This is a genomic window from Streptomyces sp. NPDC055749 (assembly GCF_053617235.1).
Genome location: NZ_JBSHFH010000009.1, coordinates 89,349 through 106,794, shown reverse-complemented (window position 1 = coordinate 106,794; position 17,446 = coordinate 89,349). Strand labels below are relative to the sequence as shown.

Sequence of the window (17,446 nt, the reverse complement as noted above, 5' to 3'; positions counted from 1 at the left end):
AAGCTCTCGATGCGGGTCGGGGTCGGGCACGAATCCGTGTGCGGAATCTTCGGGGCGGACGCTGCGGCTCGCTTGCGCGGCGGCAATTCCGTTCCCCCTCCGGTTACTTGGCGAGGACGCCGTTAAGACGCGCGGCAGCCTTACCGCCGAACACCGCGAGACCGCAGTAGAACTCAATGCGGGTGCGGTAGGCGGGCTTGATTTCGAGCTGTCCAAGGTCATCCACCATGACACCACCGTTGGTGAGACCGGTAACGGCCTGGTCGTCCTCGGTCTGGCCGAAGCGAACCGCGTAAATGCTGGACGCATCCGTTGCGGTACCGACGGTCTCAGTCTGCGGAAGAATGTCCGCACCCGCGGCAGTCGCACCGGGGTCGAGCAGCGGAATACCGTTGTAGGTGGCGACCAGCTTTCCGGTAAGAGCCTCCTTGACCATCTCGAATCCGCCGATTCGACGGGCGGCGGAACGCACCTTGGCAATCACCTGCCGGTTGGCATAGATCGCGCCGTTCGCGCTGTTCAGACCCGGCACGGCGGCAACGAGACCGTCCAGCAGGTCAAAGAACACGTGCGAATCCGCGGCACCGGTACCCACGATGGGAGCGCCGTTCGTGCCCGCGGAAACTACCTGCGAGCCGGTAAGCCGCTTACGCAGACCATCAAAGGACTTGGCGTCCGTCGCCACGTCACCGTTGAAAAACGTGTCCTGGAACTTGTACGCAGCGGCCTTGACCTTCATGCGGGTCTGAATCGCACGCTGATCATTCAGGTTGCCGCGGGTCTGGACAATGAAACGGTCCACGTCCGCGTCACCGCCGAGAATCACCAGGGATTCAGACTTCTGGTTTACCGTGCCGGTGCTCTCCGTGTACGCCTCATTGACGCTACGGAAAGCCACGCCCGGCAGCGTTGCTTCCTCGTTGTAGCTGTACGAGTTGCCCTCAATGGGCATCAGCGGAATACGGTCCAGAATGCTGGACTCCTGAACGAACGTCTCAATGACGCCCCGCTGAAGATTGGTGGTGCTGAGCTTGGCGGACTCGGCGAGAGAAAGCGCCATGAATGACCCTCCATTTGGGCATGAAAAAAGGGGCACACGGTTTGTGTGACCCTTGGGTTAGGCGTGTGGTCGTGCCTTAAGGCAGCGCCACGCGCGGCGTGCAGGCTCTCGACGTTCGAGCCACAATGGTGTGCATGAGTGGTACGGATCTACCTACGGACGTTGACGCGTTCATGGACGACGTCGGCCGCAATGTTGAGGCGTCTGGCTGCCTTGCGTGGGAAGAGCGGGACAAGATCAGATCGGACATGTGTAAGGTCCGCCATAGGTGGTATGCGTCCCGTGTTGCACCCGATGCGCTCCGCGCGAAGTGCCAGGCAATGGGGCTGCGTGATGATGAGACCGCGGATGTTCTTGGTTTGTTGGCCAAGATCCATTCGGGTAAGGAAATGCGGCGACCGCAGCGACCTACCTACCGTGACTACAGGTGGCCGCAGGACCCTACGGACGATGCTTAGCCGGCCGTACCGTACGCGTCCCGGAGCCGGTCAAACGGGGTGGAGGGCTCGGTGTCCGGCTCGCCGCTCTCGCGCTGCCCGGAGCCCACGTCACCCCACGGGGCCGGGCTCGTCGATGCGGTGTCCGCCGCGAGCGCAAGATAGGGCTTGTCCTTGACGAGCTGGTCCAGCGCGGCGGACACCTTGGCGGCATCCACGTCCCCGCCCTCGCCCACCAGCCCGGCAACGTCCACCAGGGCGAGAGCGTCCGCGGGGTCACGGAGCCGACCAGCGGCAGCCGCTCGAATCTCCGCGCGGACGAGCTGCCCCGTGAACTCGGAGCGGATTTCCTCGCGGAGCGCGTCAAGGTCGCCCGGCTTCTGTGCAGCGTTCGACCGGCGGAGCCGTGCGGTTTCTGCTTCGGCGGTCTCGGCTCGCTTCACTGCGGCGGACAGCTCGTCCCCGCCCTGGTCGCCCGGCTTCGGCTTCGGCTCGCCCTGGTCACCGGGCTTGGTGCCCTGGTCGTTCGGCTTCGGCTCGCCCTGGTCGCCACCCTCGCCGGGCTTCGGCTCCGGACCGTTCGGGTTCGGATTCGGGTTCTCTGGCATGTGCCCCCCTATGTGATGTATCCGTGTTTCTTCAACATGGCTATTTGGTGCTCGCGGTTATCACCAGCGAGTTTGAATATGGTTTCCGGCATTAGCCGGGCTTCCTTGGCTCGCTCGTTGCGCTTGCCGGGCTGTTTCTCGAAACCGGAGTTGAGAGCCTTGCCCCCGATTCCGCGTTTCGTCGTGCCTTCCGTGGTGACCTTTAGCGGCCCCCGTCCGGTGACAGCCGTTGCCATTCCTCGGCGAGCGTTGACTATCTGCCCCAAGTCGGCCCCGGCTTCAAGAGCCTTGACCCTCTTGGGTCCGAGTCGCTTCCGCTGTTCCTCGGGGTTCATCTGCCGAACCAAGTCTTCCGGGGTGCTCGTCTGCTTCCACTCGGCATCCGTCATGGGCTCCATGCCGCAATCACAGCGGGGATGCCGCTTGAACCCGGTCGAGTAGCTGTACTGACGACCACTCAGCAGAATGCAGCGGGCACACGCGGGCAGCTTGACCACCCGCACATACGAGATACACCGGGGCTCGACAGCCATGGACACGAACGTTGCCGCCCTCGCGGTGTCGGCTATCTGCGTGCTCACCATGGTTGCCATTTGGTTAAGCCCGGCGAGGGATGCCGCTTCCGTGGACTGTCCCGCCGCGAGGGCTTGCGCCGTGCGAATCGCCGGAAGGTACAGCAGAGTTGCGAGCGGACGAGTGTCCGACGCAAGGCCCACCAGGGCGCCGGGATTCAGTCTTGCCACCGGGCCGGCTGCCGCACCTTGGGCGAGCATGGACGCTGTGACGAAAGCCTGTGCCCCCTGTGCGGCGGAGAGTTGCCCCGCCATCACAGCGGCGAGGACTTGCCGCCCTGTCTCCCCTTGCATGGCGGACAGAATCCGGTCCGGAGTTACGTCCCGCCAAAGGGCTTGAACGGCTGCCACCACGCCCCGCGTGATGCTCTGTGTTTCGGTGTACCGAGCTGCCGCTAGCTCTCCCGTGCGGCTCATTACTCGGCGTCCGGCAGCTCGTCCGTGGGCTCGTCGTCCTGGTCGTCCTCGGGCTTCGGGCCGAACAGTCCGGCCATGTTCCCGCCGAGAATTGCGGCGGCTTGGTCGTCGCGCATCCGCTTCCAACGAGCGATTTCGTCCGGAGTGACACCGGGAATCCGCTCCCACAGAGCTTCGTCCGGGACACCAATGGACTTGAGCTTGACCAGGGCATCCGAATACTGCGAGTCGGAACGGAATTGCGGGTCTCGCCACACGACTGTTCCGAGGGCGAGGGAATCCGCGCGCTTGGTGTCACCGGCTGCCAACGCTTCCAGTCGCATCACTTCGCGGAGTGCCGCACCGAAGTGCCTTTGCCGCTCGGTCACTTTGGCCACTAGCCCGGCTTCCGAGGCGGCAAGGGCATCCGCGCTTACATTGGTGAGCTGCCCCGTCAAGTACGTTGCGGGGGTGCGGGTTTGGGAAGCGATGTGTTCAACGGCAGCGTCAATGACCCGGAGATAGTTCCCGAGATCAGCGGCGGAGAACTCGGCTATTCGCGCTGTGTCCTTTTCGAGCCACAGCAGACGGTCCGAGCGGAAGCGGTCTAGCGGTTCGTCCTCCTCTCCGATCACTTCCCCGGATTCGGGGTCCACGATTTCACGAACGGGCCGGTCCATGCCGAGCACTGCCCGAGCCGGGAGCGCTAGGTAATCGCTCGCGGTCATGAGGTGAGCCCAAAGGGTGTTCACCGCATCCTGTAGCGGGAGAACGGTCACGAGCTCGGAACGGGGCTTGCCGTGCAGCCGGGACCGGTTCGGGAGTTCCACCAGCGGAACAGCCCCAAGCGGGTTCTTGATATGCGAGGGCTCGCCGCGGGACAGCCCCACCGTGCGGCCGGTCCACTCATGGCTACGGCCCCGACGCTGCCACCGGTACACCATGTCCGGGGTGAACAGCGTTGCGAACTCCCACTGCCCGTCACGCCACGCTTTGAGCCCCGCCGAGCGAAGTCGGCGACGACCGGGGACGTACTCGACTATGGCGTTAGCTGCGTGCTCAAACGTGATTTCGGTGCGGACCCCATCGGGCTTCCACACCAGCGCGTAAGAGCGTCCCGTAATCAGGGCTTCCAGTAGGGCTAGCCCAACTTCCACGTCACATTCGGACGTGCGCCACGCCTTCCCGGCTGCCTGATCAATGGTCCCGTCTTCCAGGCGAAATCCGAGCGGCACAAGCCGTTCAACCGTGGCGTCCGGGACCGTCGCGCACCAGTTATCGGAAAAGTCCTTGAACAGCTCGCCGGCTTGCGCGTTGAACTCTGGCGACGCGAACAGCAAGGGACGGTTTCCCTCGTATGCGTCCGACCACTTTCGGGCTTCGTTCTTGCGCCGTTCGATCCTCGCGCGGAGCCGGACCGTCATCTGTAGCGGTGTTTCCGCCATGCATCCCCCTTACGGGCATGAAAAAGCCCCGGTCGGTAGGAATCCGAACGGGACGACTTATGCGCTTGCGGCGCGAGGACGTTTCAGCGGGCGGCGGACGTAACCGTCAAGCGCCATGACCGCAGCGGCTATCCCGTCGATACGGGCAGACGACTTTCCGCGGTCCGGCTTGACGGGTCTCATGTTGTCGTTCCCGTCCCGGTACACCTCCACCACGGACGCATTCCAGCGGAGCACCGGATTACCGCCATGCCGAATCCGACCCTCACGCAAGAGCCGTTCCAGCTCTTTGCAGCCGGGGGACATGCCTAGATAGGTCTGCGCGATCGGCACCACGTCCACGCCGCGGGTTTTGGATTCGATGCGCTGGACGAGTTGCCCGGCAAACATGCGGTCATAGCTGATTCGTTGCACGTCCAGCCGGCGACAGTCCGCCACTATCTGTTTCTCGATGGCGCCATAATCGATTGCGTCGCCCTCGGTGAGGGTCAGCAGACCATCGGCAGCCCATTGCCGGATCGGAACCTGTAGCTGTTGCTCTAGCTCGTCAGCCCGTTCCTCGGGCAACCAGAACCGCGAGATTAGTTCCAACTCGACACCGGGCACACGGGATTCAACCGCGAGGACCCAAGCGGATAGGTCAGAGACCGCGGAGAGGTCTACCCCACCCCATGCCCGCCGGTACCGGAATGATTTTTCGTTGACCGGTCCGTTGTTCTCGTCCCACAGCGAGAGCGGCAGCCATCGGCTAGCGGCTCGCATACGGCGGTTGAGTGACAAGCGGCAAAAGGTGGGAAAGTAACTCGGTGTGCTACGTGCCTTGTTGGCTTCACGTCGCATGTAAGCGAGCGAGGGTGACGCGCCGAGCCCCGGATTCGCCTTCCGCCACGTGCTCTCTGCGAACGGGTCGTCTTTCTCCTCGGCAGCCCAAATGACTCCGTAGTGTCCGGGGTCGTTTACGATGCCGTCCGCGCATCGACGGGTGTACGTGTGTTTCTCGTCGTAAATGCTGCCCTCGGTACCCTCATCCGCCGTGGTGATGTAGATAACCAAAGGCTGATCACGCGCACCGGTACCGGTCTCGATAGCGTCGATAAGGTCACGCCGCTTGTGAACGTGAACCTCATCCACAATCGCCCCGGATACATTGAGCCCGTGGGCGGTCTCGGCAATCTTGGACAGCGCGCGGAACACACCGCCGGTCCGCGGGACTCGGATAAGCCCCCGCAGAACCTCCACGCGGCCCCGTACGGCCCTGGAAGTCAGAGCCATACGCTTAGCGTCGTCAAAGACGCGTTCGGCTTGTGGAAGCGATCCGGCAGCCGCGTATACCTCCGCCCCGATCTCTCGGTCTGCCAGCAACAGAACGAGACCGATACCGCTGGACAGGGTGGATTTCCCGTTCTTACGCGGTACTTCAATCCACGCCGAACGGATAACCCGGACTGCTCGCCCCAACTCGGGGTCATGGGCGAGCCATCCGAATATGGGCGCGATCACCCACACCACTTGCCAGGGTGCTAGCCGTAGCCGCGCGTTACCCCAACGGCCCTTGGTGTGTTTGAAGCTCTGGATAGCGTCCAGAGCACGCCGAGCGGACCGAACATCAAAGTATGCGCCCGGAGCGTTCTTGGCTTGCGCAGAGACCACCAACGGGCGGGATTCAACCCCTTCGGCTATCTCGTCATTGGAGAGCCCGAGTTCCCGCAGTGCTTCCAGCGGAACGGGCAGATCATCAGTCGAAAACGTCTCCGTCATCATCCCCACCAAAGTCCGGCGGGGTGATCCGGGTTGCCGAAGCGGGGCTAAGCCCCAACTCACCCACCAGCGAGCGGAAGTGACTCCGGTACTGGTGGGCAATCGTCACCCACGGACTCTTGACGTTCCCGCGCTCTGTCTCGACAACCAACCCGGTCCGAGATAGCTCCCGCTCTGCCTGCCACAGACGAGCGACTGTCACGCAATACTCAATGGCCGTTTCCCGCTGCGAGTCAGTTAGGCCGGCTGCCACCACCAGGGCGGGAATCGTCCTCGCCCAAACATCGGCAGCCTTACCGCGCACGTCCTCGGACGAGTCGCCCGGAAGCAACTCGGACCAGTCGGGTTCGATGGGTTCGGCGGGGCTGAATCGGGCTCCCTCGGAATTGCGGTCTTGGCGGAACGTGCCCTCGCGGACCGCTTGGATATGGGGTTTCGGCTTCTGTCCGGGCACTGCCACGGCCGCTCTCCTTTCACAGAAACGCTCAAATGAGCCACGCGAGTTTTTTGCCTCCCTGCCGTTCTTTTGCGGGAGGGGTCGAGGGTCACCCCCTGGTCCACGGCTCACGAACGGCGAGGCTTGACGCGTTCGGATGCCCATCCGCCGGGCTGGTGCTTCGCGGTCTCGCGGTTATGACACGTCGTGCACAGCGGACGGAGACGAGACCACGCGTCCGGATCACTCACACCCCGAGCAACCAGCGCACGCCGTGACTCGGGGAAGTGGTCGGCAACCGTCGCAACGACAGAGCAGAGCACGCACCACGGATGCGCATACAGGTAGCGCTTACGCATGCGTTCCCATCGGACGCCGTACCCCTTGGCCGTGGTCGTCCCTCGTTGTTGCTCGGCTTCCCTCGCATGTGTCGGGCAGCGTCCGCCTGCGGTGAGTTCGGGGCAGCCGGGGACAGAGCAAGGGGGGCGGGGCTTACGGGGCATGGGGTACCTCCAACGGAGCAGGAAGGAACGTTTCGCGTTGGACCGACCGGGTGCCATGAGGGCTCGATTATGGCTACTCATGAGCAGCCTGAAATACCGTCAAAAGTTCCCGCACAGAATAGGAAGAAAATGCGCGCTCGTCATTTGATGGCCACCGTAGCGATGGCGGCACTCATGGGGCTCGTGGTTCCCATGGGCACAGCCGAAGCTTCCACTGGAACCTTTGAGTGGAAAAAGAGGGACCCGAGCACCGGATCGTACGTCACGGTCACGACTCTGAAGAACCCGGGCCAGGCATGCTACAAGCTTCCCGCAGGGAGCATCGATGACATTTTTGAGGCAGTAAACAACACCGACCAGAAGGCATGGGTCTACGAATGGGATGACAACTGTTCAGGCGAGGGAAAGCTTATTGAAGCCGGGGAACTCGATGGCGCCAGAACGTTGAACGGCCACGCCTCGGTAACGTTCGCAAACTAGCCTCAATCGAAAACAGCGAAAACGCTTCACCCCGCCCCGGTACGAGCGATCCAACGCGTACCGGGGCGGAACGCTGTCCGGGCCGCACAGCGTCCGCCTGTGGTGAGTTCGGGGCAGCCGGGGACAGAGCAAGGGGGGCGGGGCTTACGGGGGCGTGGGGGATCACCTCCAAGGGGGCCGGGGCTTCCGGGCAGTAAGGCCCACCATTCGGCGTAAGTCGTGGCGCGCGGGTTTGTGGGTTGCGCCATTCGGGGTACACCCTGGCTCCCATGACTCATTCGAGCGCCAAACCAGCCTCGCCGGCTTTTGAACTTCGTTGCGGGGGGCTGCACTTGACGGTCCAGCGCGTTCCCGGATGGCTGGTGGCAGCCCTTGCCACGGCCACAGGAAGCGGACTGGCAGCGTGGCTCACGTCCCGGTGAGAGTTCCCGTGGGGAAGTCCTCGGCAGTCTTGGTCAAGTGGCAGTCACGGCACAGCGGTTGAACGTTCCCGTCCGTGTCCTCGCCCCCAAGTGCAAGCGGCTGCACATGGTCCACGTCCACCACGTCCGCGAGGACGAGCGAGCCGCACCGTGCGCAGCGGGCACCACCACGGGCACCGACCAGGGAACGGAGCCGAGCAGCCCCCGAGAACACCCGGACCAGCACCGCACGCCGAGCACGCCTAGCACGGACCGAAGCCCGCTTGCCGTAGTCCTGGTGGTGTTGCTCGCAGCGTCCGCGGTGCGTCGCCGGCTCGGTGCAGTCGATACAGTGCACGGTTCCGCACCCCCTCTAGCTCGTCGTCCTGGTGCTCGTTGTCACGCTCGGAGCGAACGGCATAGGTGCTGGTCAAACGCACAGTGCCCACACCCGGAGTCGAACCGGGAACTCTGCGGATTGTGTACGGGTCTCCCCGAGGGGGCCGGTACCGCGCACCTCTACCAGTTGGGTCATGTGGGCTTGGGTTGTCCTCGCCGGCTCGGCCGGTCCAGACACGGTGGGGAGACCACACGTGCTTGCAACCCCGTTCGGCACCCCCGGTCAAGGGGTGGTTACTAGTGGGCGGTGTGGTCTCCCCGCGCTCTGCCTCACGACCACTGCGGCCACCCCGTGAGGGTGCGTGCTGCACGGGCAGAGCTGTTCGTGAGAGTCGGGCACTCAGACCGCCGTTTCCGGGCGGGTGGGGTGCGCGGTAGTCCCGCTCTCACTGCGTTGTAGGGACCAGCAGATTCCCGGCCCCGTCGTGCGGTGCTCGGGGAATCCGTTCGGTCCCTCACTGTGGTGTGGGGACCGGCAGATTCCCGAGGGGGCCGACAATGGCGGGATGACGGTTGGACGGGCTGTTTGGTTTTCTCTCTATTTTTTAGACGTAATCAAAAGAACCCCTCTAACCGTCATATCGCCATGGCTCCGCGCGCTGGTCCGGCTGCCGCTCGGCGAGCCCCGGAGCGTCCGTGTGCGGGCATGGGAAAGCCCCGGCGGTCCGTGGACTACCGGGGCTTGGTCGGGGCGGTCGTACTACATCCCAGGGTTACCCCTGTAAGGCACCGCCCCTACTCCCGACGCTCCATTCTGGCCGGGAGTAGGGCGAGCCTACCGAGGATCACGCAGCGAGCGGCACCAGCTCGGGGACTGTCTCGGCACCCGGGGCGGTCTCGGGGGCGGACCCAGAGACGAGCCGGGCGACGCTGCCCGGTGCTGGGGGTGCATCATTGCGCAACTCGGCTTCCCGGTCCCCGGCGGTGTCAGTAGCGGCTTCCGCGGCGGGGTCCAGCTCTCCCCGCATGTGGAAGTCCACGCGGGACGTGTCCAGCTTCCGCCACCCGCCCCGGGTGCCGCGCCGTACGTTCAACCGAACCCCGGCTTCAATGAGCATGGCTCGCCGGCTCGCTGTGTCTGCGGCTGCCCACTCGTCCGCGAACGTCCGGCCCGTGGGGGTCACGATGCGTTGGGCATCGCGCTTTTCGCGGGTCTCCAGATCGGCTATGCGAGCGTCCAACGCGTCCGCCCGATCTTGCCAGGCTTGGCGCGCGTGGTTCGACTTCTGCCGCCCCTTCTGTTCCTGGTGCTCGTTGAACTCGGCAAGGGTGGCGCGTAGTTCGGGCTCGGGGTCGTAGCCGGGAATCTCGACTACGTGTGTCGTCTGGACGGAGCCGACCAGCCGCAGGAACTCGGCGGTCACGTGCTCGTCCGCCCAATCGCCCCGGATGTGCGCGGACTGGTCGCACTTGAACCCGCGTGAGTAGGGGTTGCACTTGTACACCGGGCGTTGCTTGTTCTCTTGCTTGTTCAGGTACATACGGCCCCCGCAAGCGTCGCAGTGGATCACGCGCAACAGCAGTGCGTCCGTGTCCTTACGGTCCCGGTTATCGATGGTCCGCGAGTCGAGAACCCTACCGATGCGGTCGAACTCTTCGCGGGTCATGATCGGCTGTTCCGTCTGCATGACGGGGTTGCCCTCGGCATCCCGGACGGGCTTACCCCGGTGCATCTTCCAGCCGAGCAACGTTTCGTTGCGGAGCATCCGCGTAATGACCGCAGGAGTCCAAAGGAACGTCTCTTTGGTGTTGCCCTTGACTCCACCAGTCTTGCCGCCGGTCTTGCGCCCGTTCTTCACTGCCCAGTGATCGCGCGGGCTCGGCACATGGTCCACATTGAGCCCCGCGGCGATTGCCGAAACGGTCTTGCCTTCCAACAGCTCACGAACGATGCGCTCAATGACCGCCACGGCGTCCGGGTCGGGCACCAGGGTCCAACCAATACCGCCGTGCTCTTTGGGCATGGGGGCGGGCATGTAGCCATACGGGGGACGACCACCACCACGCCACCGGAGCGGCATCCGGCGCATGGCTGCCATGGCTCCGGTCACGCGGTCCGTGATGCTCTGCGACTCCACCTGCGCCGCAAAGGCAAGCATCATCATCATGAGTTCGGACGTGGGGTCCATCGGGTTCCGGAAGTCGAAGACGAGCTTGCCCCCGCCGATTCCCTCGGCGAAAACGAGCATCTTCCGGTGAGCCTTTGCCCACTTGGCGAGGTCGTGCATGTCGCTCATGGACCGAATGGCACGGTCAAAGCGCCACCAGACAAGTGCGTCGTACTCGTCCGGTCGGGCGAGCCATGAGCCGAGCGCGGGACGGTCGAACGGGGCAATCTTGCTCGCGGACACGTCAAGGTCTACGGCTTCGCGGAGCCCGTCACCCTCGCCGAAGCTAACCCCGAGTTCGGCAGCAATCTTGTCGTCTGCTTCGCGCTGCCGGTCGGGGCTGGTGGTCTCGTCAGTGAGTACGGAGAGCCGGACGCACCGCACACCCCGAAGGGTCTCGGTCTGGAACACCGTCCCGGCTAGGGGGTTGCGGGTAGTCGTCATGTCCGCTGTAGGGACCAGCGCGTTCCCGCTCGTCTCGCCCTTGACCAGCACCGATGCCACCATGGCCACACCCCAGAACCGCTAGAACGGAGTGTTGGGAGATCCGGAGGGCAACGAGTTCTGCGTGCAGTAGCGCCCGGTACTCCGAACGGGCGGCGAGTGATCGTTTCCGCAGGTCGTAGCCGCGTAGCCGTGATCATCCCGGGAAGGGCTGGGGCGTCGTACCCACCCTGACGAATGACGGGAACTCCTCTCCATGCGCCTGCGCACCCTCACCGCTGCCGCCGCCTGTGGCCTCGCCGTACTCTTCGCCGCCCCCGGTTCCGCCTCCGCCGCGGAGGGAGACTTCACCTATCTGTACGAGGTCCCGGGAGCCGAACCGCAGCTCGGCGCACTGACCGATCCGCCGAGCGGCGTGTGCGTCACGCTTCCCGAGGTCGCCCCCGCGTGGACGCCGCCGGCCCACACCCCGAGGAACCACACGGACTCGTTCGCCACGGTCTTCGCCGATGCCGACTGCCAAGGCGCTCAGTTCACCCTCCGCCCGCACGGCGGACACGCATCCGAGCGGCTCAAGGTCCGCTCCGTGATCTTCAACTGACCTGCCCGAAGGGCCGGGACCGCGAGCCCCGGTACGAACCGCGGCAGCGGTCGTACCGGGGCTCCGCGCACTCCCTAGGCTGGCCCCCATGCCCACCCCACCCGCACCTTCATTCACTCTGGTCGCCACGGATCTGGACGGCACGCTGCTGCGCCCCGGCGACCTCGTCAGCCCCCGCTCGCTCGCCGCGCTCGCCCTCGCCTCGGCGGCCGGCGCGCGGCATCTCGTCGTCACGGGCCGCCCGGTGCCGGGCATACGGTCGCTGCTCGCCGCGCTGGGCTCCGACGGTCCGGTCGTCTGCGGGCAGGGCACCCAGCTGTACGACGCGGGGACCGGCCGCCTGCTCCGTTCCGTGACGCTCGACCGGGAGCTGGCCGAGACGGCGCTGGGCAAGATCGAGGCGGAGGTCGGCGGGGTCTTCGCCGCCGTGGACCAGGACGGCACCGAAGGCCGGACGCTGATAGAGCCGGGCTATCTGATGCCCCATCCGACGCTGCCCGCCGTACGGGCCCGGAACCGTGCCGAGCTGTGGGCGAGCCCGATCATCAAGGTGCTGGTGCGTCACCCGGAGCTCTCGGACGACGCGCTGGCGTCCGCCGCCCGCGCGGTCGTGGGCGATCTGGCGACCGTCACCATGGCGGGCCCCGGCACGGTCGAGCTGGCGCCGTACGGCGTCGACAAGGGCACCGGTCTCGCCCTCGCGGCCGAAGCGCTCGGCCTGGACCCGGCCGGCACAATCGCCTTCGGCGACATGCCCAACGACCTGCCGATGTTCCGCCGTTCCGGGTACGGCGTGGCGATGGCCAACGCCCACCCCGAACTGAAGGCGGCGGCGGACGAGATGACGGCGTCCAACGAGGAGGACGGGGTGGCGGAGGTCCTGGAGCGGGTGTTCGGCTGAGCGGGGGGGGCGGCGCGCAGGGGCCCGCGGACTCAGTCGTCGGCCCTGCGGACCTCCTGTTCGGTCCACAGCGCCTTGCCGTCGCGGCTGAACCGGGTGCCCCAGTGGCTGGCCAGCTGGGAGACGATGAACAGCCCGCGTCCGCCCTCGTCGACGGTGCGGGCGTGCCTCAGATGCGGGGCCACCGAGCTGCTGTCGTGGACCTCGCAGGTGAGCGTGGTGTCCAGGAGGAGCCGCAGCTGGAGCGGCGGGGTGCCGTACCGGACGGCGTTGGTGATCAGTTCGCTCACGATGAGTTCGGTCGCGTAGGCCGACTCCTCGTCGAGCTGCCAGGCTTCGAGCTGCCCGCGCACCAGGGCGCGGGCCACGGCGGGGGTCGTCCGGTCGTGCTTCAGTTCCCAGGTCGCGACGTGGCTCTCGGGAACGGTGCCGGTGCGGGTCAGGAGAAGGGCGGCGCCGTCGGGATGGGCCTCGGCGGGCAGCGTGTAGACGACGCGGTCGCACAGCGTCCGGAGGCTCAGGTCCGGTTGGGCGAGCGCCTCCCGGATATGGGCGGCGGACTCGGCTCCGGTCAGGAACGAGGCCGTGAAGAACGCGAGGAGGCTGCCCTCGTCGAGTTCGACGGTGGCGGGGGCGAAGGGCGCGCTGTCGGCCGAGAAGAGGCCGGGGCCTTCGGGGACGTCGATATCGAGCGCCGTGCCGTCGGGGGCGATGACGACCGGTCCCGGGTGGCCGGCCCGGGCGATGGTGCAGGTGCGGGAGAACGGGTCGTAGATGCCGTACATGCAGGTCGCCGTCAGCACCTCACGCCGCAGGGAGTCCCCGGGCGGCAGCGCCGCGCGTTCGCCGGCCAGCCGGTCGCCGGTGTCCTTGAGCCGGGCCAGCACCTCGTCGGGTTCCAGATCGAGACCGGCCAGCGTCTGAATGGCCGTACGCAGCTGCCCCATGGCGATGGCCGTCTGGAGGCCGTGTCCCTCGACCGTGCCGATGACCAGGGCGGTGCGGGCACCGGACAGGGCGATGGTGTCGAACCAGGAGCCGCTGTTGCGCCCGGCCAGCAGGACATGGGCCGATTCGACGGCGATCCGGGGACCGTTGTCCTGCGGCAGCAGCCGGCGCTGCACCATCGAGGCGATGACATGTTCGCGTTCGTAGCGGCGGGCGTTGTCGATGCTCAGCGCGGCACGGTCCGCCGCGGCCCTGGCGACGTGCTTGTCCTCCTCGTCGTAGAGCTCGGACCCCTGGCACCGGTAGAGGCTCACCAGCCCGAGGACGGTGCCGCGCAGCGTCAGCGGGACCACGATCAGGGAGCGGGCACCGGTCGCCTCGATCATCCTGGCGCTGTCGGGGTCGGCGTCCAGCCACGGGGTGTCGGCGCCGAGCGTGACGACACGGGTTCCGAGGTCCGACACCGCCAGGCCGTACGGAGTCCTGGGGCTCAGACGCCGCGTCTCGGGAGCGACCGCTTCCGGGTCGTCTCCCCCTCCTTCGCCGCCCCGGAATCCCGTGTGGGCGGCCAGCCGCAGCGGTACGTCGGGAGCCAGCGGGCCCACCACCGGATCCGCGCCGCGCAGCACGTCGTCGACCACCTCGACCACGGCGAAGTCGGCGTAGCGCGGCACCACGGCATCGACGAACGCCTGGCAGGTGGCCACCACTTCGAGGGAGCTGCCCACCACCTCACGTACCGCGGTCAGGCACTCCTCCCGCGCACGCGCCTTCTCCCCCTCGGAGACGTCGACCACCGACGCCAGCAGACCGATGGCACGCCCGCTCGCGTCGTCCAGCCGGTAGACGGAGACCGTCAGAATGCGGGGCGGTCCCGGCTCGTCCACGAGACGGCCCCGGATCAGCTTGCCCAGCACCGGGACGCCACTGCGCCAGACCTCCCGCAGCATCCCCTCCGTCTCGCCCGGCGCCCAGAGGTCGTAGACCTCGTCGAACCGGCGCCCGAGCAGACGGTCGACCGGGCCCAGATCTCTCAGGAGATTGACCCGCACCAGCCGGAGGTCCGCGTCGAGCACGTGCAGACCGACCGCGGACTGGTCGAACAGCGTGTTCAGAAGCGCCCGCCCCAGCTCCTCCGGGGCACCGTCCCACACCCGGGACACGGGCCCCGCCGCATCTGCGTCCGCCACGGATTCACCCCACCGTCGAAGGCCCTGCGCACCCCGCACTCCGGCATGCTCCAGACCAGCATCGAGCCACCCGGCCCGCTCCGCCACCCGGTCGTGGCGCACCGGGCTCAGAAGCCGGGCGCTCCCAGCGACCGCAGCACGTGATCGACCAGGGAGGCGATCGTCGCCTCGTCCTGGATCGGTTTGCGCAGCACATGGCGGTAGTAGACGGGCCCGTACAGCATCTCGACCGCCAGCGGCAGGTCCGCGCCCTCCGGGATCTGGCCCTGCTCCTGGGCGCTGCGCAGGCGTCCCACCGCGCGCTCGAAGCGTGGTTCGACCAGCTGTTCCCTGACGGCCGCCGCGAGGTCGTCGTCGTGATGGACCTCGGAGAGGATCCCCGCGTAGGCGGGACCGAACGGCGGTGTGGAGAGGAGCTTCACCGCCGACGTGATGTGCGTACGAAGGTCCGCGGCGATGTCGCCGGTGTCGACGAACGGGGTGGCGCCCACGAGGCCCTCGGTGAACGCCTCCAGCATCACCGCGCCCTTCGAGGGCCACCAGCGGTAGATCGTCTTCTTGCTCACGCCCGCGCGGGCCGCGATGGCCTCGACGGTGACGCGGGCGTAACCCTTCTCCGCACACAGGTCGAGAGCGGCCTCGAGCGTGGCCTTACGTGATCGCTCGCTCCGGCGCTGGGAACTCGGCGATGTGATCATTCGGTGAGCATAGGTGGATTCGAGCCATTTCTTGTTGACAGCGTGTCGTCAGAAGTCGAACAATAACCACGCGGAAACGGAACGTACCGTGTCGTCACGTTCCTGCAGTTCGCACCGTTCGTGCCGTCGTGCCGCGACGAGCCGATCGGGGGACGGCTCGACCGGCCGACGGCACGGGCGAACCCCCCTCGTCCGCTCACGTCGTGATGTCCTTCGCCGTGAACCGCGCCCAGGCGGCCGAACCGAACACCGCCGCGTAGAGCCCCTGCAGACCGAGGTTGTCGACGAGCCCGTCCCAGTGGACCGGCTCGCGCAGGAGGTCCGCGAAGGACAGCCAGTGGTGCGGGAAGAGATACGGATGCACCGCGTCGAGCTGCGGAATCGTGTCCAGGATCTGCACGGTGATCAGCACCCCGACGGTGGCGGCCATCGCCGCGATCCCGCTGTTGGTCAGCGTCGACACGAACAGTCCGAGCGCCGCGAATCCGATCAGTGAAGCCGCCACGGCGACGGCGACGAGACCGGCGCGCACCAGCCCTTCGCCGAAGCCGATCCGGGTCCCCGAGATCGTGGTGACATCGCCGACCGGGAACAGCAGCACGCCGACGGCCAGCGCCGACGCCGCCACCACCACCGTCGCGACCAGGCAGAAGACCAGCACGGACGCGTACTTGGCGAGCAGCAGCCTGGTCCGGCCCGCCGGGGCGACCAGCAGATAGCGCAGCGTGCCGCCGCCGGCCTCGCCGGCGATCGAGTCACCCGCGACGACACCGACCGCCATCGGCAGGAACACCGGAAGGGTGGCGGCGAGCGAGGCGAAGACCAGGAAGAGACCGTTGTTGGTGACCTGGGCGAGGAACGCGGGTCCCGCCGCTCCGTCGGGCCCGCCCGAAGGCCCGCCGCCGCCTGTCTCGATCTTCACCGCGATGCCGATCAGTACGGGAACGGCGGCGAGCACCGCGAGCAGGACGAAGGTGCGTCCGCGGCGCAGGGTCGTGACCAGTTCGGAACGGAGGATCCCGAACGTCCACAGGGGGTTGCGGGGCGTGGTGACGCCGGTGAGTTCAGCCTGCGACATCGAATCCCTCTCCGGTGAGTGCGACGAAGGCGTCCTCCAGCGAGGCCCGTTCGACCCCGAAGGACCGTACGCGGGCCCCGCCCCGTACCAGCGCCGCGTTCAGCTCGGCCGGGTCCGTGCCGAGCGGCGGGGCGTCGGCGGTCACCCGCTGCCCGTCGGCCACCAGGCCGGTGACCCCGAGCTCCTTGAGGACGCGGGCGGCCTCGACCGGGTCCGGGGTGGTGACGGCCAGGCGGCCCCTGGAGCCCGCGGCGAGTTCGGTGACGGAGCCCTGGGTGATGAGCCGGCCCCGCGCCATCACGGCGGCGTGCGTGCAGACCTGCTCGATCTCGTCGAGCAGGTGCGAGGACAGGAAGACGGTGGTGCCCTCGGCCGCCAGCTCCCGGATCAGCGAACGGATCTCGCGCATGCCCTGCGGGTCCAGGCCGTTGGTCGGCTCGTCGAGGACGAGGAGGAGGCGCGGCCTGAGGAGGGCGGCGGCGAGCCCGAGGCGCTGCTTCATCCCGAGCGAGTACGCCTTGGCCTTCTTGCCTGCCGCCGCCGCGAGCCCGACCCGGTCCAGGGCGCCTTCGACCCGGGCGCGACGGGTACGGGGGTCGGCGGTCGGGTCGGCGGAGTCGAACCGCACCAGGTTGTCCCGGCCGGTCAGGAAGCCGTACAGCGCGGGCCCCTCGATCAGCGCGCCGACCTGCGGGAGTACGGAACGGGCCCCGGCGGGCATCGGCCTGCCGAGGACCCGCGCGGTGCCGGATGTCGGGTCGATGAGGCCCATGAGCATCCGGATCGTGGTGGTCTTGCCTGAGCCGTTGGGCCCCAGGAAGCCGAAGACGCTGCCCGCGGGGACGCGCAGGTCGAGCCCGTCCACGGCGAGCGAGCCGCCGCGGTACCGCTTGGTGAGACCTCTCGTCTCGATGACGGCCGCTTCCCCGGCCCCTGCGTCTCTCATACGCACTCCCAGTCACGGTCCCGGCTGCGCGGACGGT

The 17,446-nt window shown here is 66.9% G+C and carries 15 protein-coding genes and 1 tRNA gene; 3 read left to right on the top strand and 13 right to left on the bottom strand.

What is annotated here, in order from left to right; genetic code table 11:
• Positions 1-103: 103 nt before the first annotated feature.
• The 6 genes from ACWGO0_RS09370 to ACWGO0_RS09345 all read right to left on the bottom strand — a co-directional run bounded on the left by ACWGO0_RS09370 (position 104) and on the right by ACWGO0_RS09345 (position 6,736).
• Entirely contained in the window at positions 104-1,060 is a 957-nt protein-coding gene (locus ACWGO0_RS09370) for a major capsid protein (protein ID WP_453530474.1), read from the bottom strand.
• A gap of 454 nt (positions 1,061-1,514) precedes the next feature.
• A complete protein-coding gene (locus ACWGO0_RS09365) occupies positions 1,515-2,105 on the bottom strand; it encodes a hypothetical protein (RefSeq protein WP_453530471.1) in 591 nt (196 codons plus the stop codon).
• Between the two features lie 8 nt (positions 2,106-2,113).
• Entirely contained in the window at positions 2,114-2,878 is a 765-nt protein-coding gene (locus ACWGO0_RS09360) for a VG15 protein (protein ID WP_453530721.1), read from the bottom strand.
• A 215-nt stretch (positions 2,879-3,093) separates the two neighbouring features.
• Entirely contained in the window at positions 3,094-4,518 is a 1,425-nt protein-coding gene (locus ACWGO0_RS09355; protein ID WP_453530468.1) for a phage portal protein, read from the bottom strand.
• Positions 4,519-4,575: 57 nt separating this feature from the next.
• Positions 4,576-6,279 carry a terminase large subunit gene (locus ACWGO0_RS09350; protein ID WP_453530466.1) on the bottom strand — a complete coding sequence of 568 codons (1,704 nt, stop codon included), beginning with the start codon at positions 6,277-6,279 and terminating at the stop codon, positions 4,576-4,578.
• On the bottom strand, positions 6,254-6,736 hold the full coding sequence (locus ACWGO0_RS09345) for a P27 family phage terminase small subunit (protein ID WP_328695766.1): 483 nt from the start codon (positions 6,734-6,736) through the stop codon (positions 6,254-6,256). The genes ACWGO0_RS09350 and ACWGO0_RS09345 overlap by 26 nt, the downstream gene beginning before the upstream one ends.
• A 548-nt stretch (positions 6,737-7,284) precedes the next feature.
• Here ACWGO0_RS09345 and ACWGO0_RS09340 point away from each other — a divergent pair.
• Complete coding sequence (locus ACWGO0_RS09340; protein WP_453530463.1) at positions 7,285-7,695, top strand: hypothetical protein; 411 nt, start codon at positions 7,285-7,287, stop codon at positions 7,693-7,695.
• Between the two features lie 408 nt (positions 7,696-8,103).
• Here ACWGO0_RS09340 and ACWGO0_RS09335 read toward each other — a convergent pair whose 3' ends face one another.
• The 3 genes from ACWGO0_RS09335 to ACWGO0_RS09325 all read right to left on the bottom strand — a co-directional run bounded on the left by ACWGO0_RS09335 (position 8,104) and on the right by ACWGO0_RS09325 (position 11,047).
• Positions 8,104-8,331, bottom strand: a complete 228-nt coding sequence (locus ACWGO0_RS09335) for an HNH endonuclease (protein WP_453530718.1) — start codon at positions 8,329-8,331, stop codon at positions 8,104-8,106.
• Positions 8,332-8,538: 207 nt separating this feature from the next.
• A tRNA-OTHER gene (locus tag ACWGO0_RS09330) sits at positions 8,539-8,637 on the bottom strand.
• A gap of 643 nt (positions 8,638-9,280) precedes the next feature.
• On the bottom strand, positions 9,281-11,047 hold the full coding sequence (locus ACWGO0_RS09325) for a recombinase family protein (protein WP_453530715.1): 1,767 nt from the start codon (positions 11,045-11,047) through the stop codon (positions 9,281-9,283).
• Between the two features lie 256 nt (positions 11,048-11,303).
• Here ACWGO0_RS09325 and ACWGO0_RS09320 point away from each other — a divergent pair, with 256 nt between their 5' ends.
• Positions 11,304-11,648 carry a hypothetical protein gene (locus ACWGO0_RS09320; RefSeq protein ID WP_453530460.1) on the top strand — a complete coding sequence of 115 codons (345 nt, stop codon included), beginning with the start codon at positions 11,304-11,306 and terminating at the stop codon, positions 11,646-11,648.
• Positions 11,649-11,736: 88 nt separating this feature from the next.
• Complete coding sequence (locus ACWGO0_RS09315; RefSeq protein WP_453530457.1) at positions 11,737-12,549, top strand: Cof-type HAD-IIB family hydrolase; 813 nt, start codon at positions 11,737-11,739, stop codon at positions 12,547-12,549.
• Between the two features lie 32 nt (positions 12,550-12,581).
• Here ACWGO0_RS09315 and ACWGO0_RS09310 read toward each other — a convergent pair whose 3' ends face one another.
• From ACWGO0_RS09310 to ACWGO0_RS09295, 4 genes are all read right to left on the bottom strand, one after another.
• Positions 12,582-14,687: a SpoIIE family protein phosphatase gene (locus ACWGO0_RS09310; protein ID WP_453530454.1), complete on the bottom strand. Its 2,106-nt coding sequence runs from the start codon at positions 14,685-14,687 to the stop codon at positions 12,582-12,584.
• Positions 14,688-14,794: 107 nt separating this feature from the next.
• Positions 14,795-15,385, bottom strand: a complete 591-nt coding sequence (locus ACWGO0_RS09305) for a TetR/AcrR family transcriptional regulator (RefSeq protein WP_453530452.1) — start codon at positions 15,383-15,385, stop codon at positions 14,795-14,797.
• A gap of 196 nt (positions 15,386-15,581) precedes the next feature.
• Entirely contained in the window at positions 15,582-16,463 is an 882-nt protein-coding gene (locus ACWGO0_RS09300) for an ABC transporter permease (protein ID WP_453530449.1), read from the bottom strand.
• Entirely contained in the window at positions 16,450-17,409 is a 960-nt protein-coding gene (locus ACWGO0_RS09295) for an ATP-binding cassette domain-containing protein (RefSeq protein ID WP_453530446.1), read from the bottom strand. The genes ACWGO0_RS09300 and ACWGO0_RS09295 overlap by 14 nt, the downstream gene beginning before the upstream one ends.
• Between the last annotated feature and the right edge of the window lie 37 nt (positions 17,410-17,446).

Bases quoted from the DNA above. Each gene is read 5' to 3' on its own strand.
- ACWGO0_RS09295 (WP_453530446.1), bottom strand. From the start codon at position 17,409: ATGAGAGACGCAGGGGCCGGGGAAGCGGCCGTCATCGAGACGAGAGGT.
- ACWGO0_RS09355 (WP_453530468.1), bottom strand. From the start codon at position 4,518: ATGGCGGAAACACCGCTACAGATGACGGTCCGGCTCCGCGCGAGGATC.
- ACWGO0_RS09325 (WP_453530715.1), bottom strand. From the start codon at position 11,047: ATGACGACTACCCGCAACCCCCTAGCCGGGACGGTGTTCCAGACCGAG.
- ACWGO0_RS09315 (WP_453530457.1), top strand. From the start codon at position 11,737: ATGCCCACCCCACCCGCACCTTCATTCACTCTGGTCGCCACGGATCTG.
- ACWGO0_RS09320 (WP_453530460.1), top strand. From the start codon at position 11,304: ATGCGCCTGCGCACCCTCACCGCTGCCGCCGCCTGTGGCCTCGCCGTA.
- ACWGO0_RS09360 (WP_453530721.1), bottom strand. From the start codon at position 2,878: ATGCTCGCCCAAGGTGCGGCAGCCGGCCCGGTGGCAAGACTGAATCCC.
- ACWGO0_RS09305 (WP_453530452.1), bottom strand. From the start codon at position 15,385: ATGATCACATCGCCGAGTTCCCAGCGCCGGAGCGAGCGATCACGTAAG.
- ACWGO0_RS09370 (WP_453530474.1), bottom strand. From the start codon at position 1,060: ATGGCGCTTTCTCTCGCCGAGTCCGCCAAGCTCAGCACCACCAATCTT.
- ACWGO0_RS09365 (WP_453530471.1), bottom strand. From the start codon at position 2,105: ATGCCAGAGAACCCGAATCCGAACCCGAACGGTCCGGAGCCGAAGCCC.
- ACWGO0_RS09340 (WP_453530463.1), top strand. From the start codon at position 7,285: ATGGCTACTCATGAGCAGCCTGAAATACCGTCAAAAGTTCCCGCACAG.
- ACWGO0_RS09300 (WP_453530449.1), bottom strand. From the start codon at position 16,463: ATGTCGCAGGCTGAACTCACCGGCGTCACCACGCCCCGCAACCCCCTG.
- ACWGO0_RS09350 (WP_453530466.1), bottom strand. From the start codon at position 6,279: ATGATGACGGAGACGTTTTCGACTGATGATCTGCCCGTTCCGCTGGAA.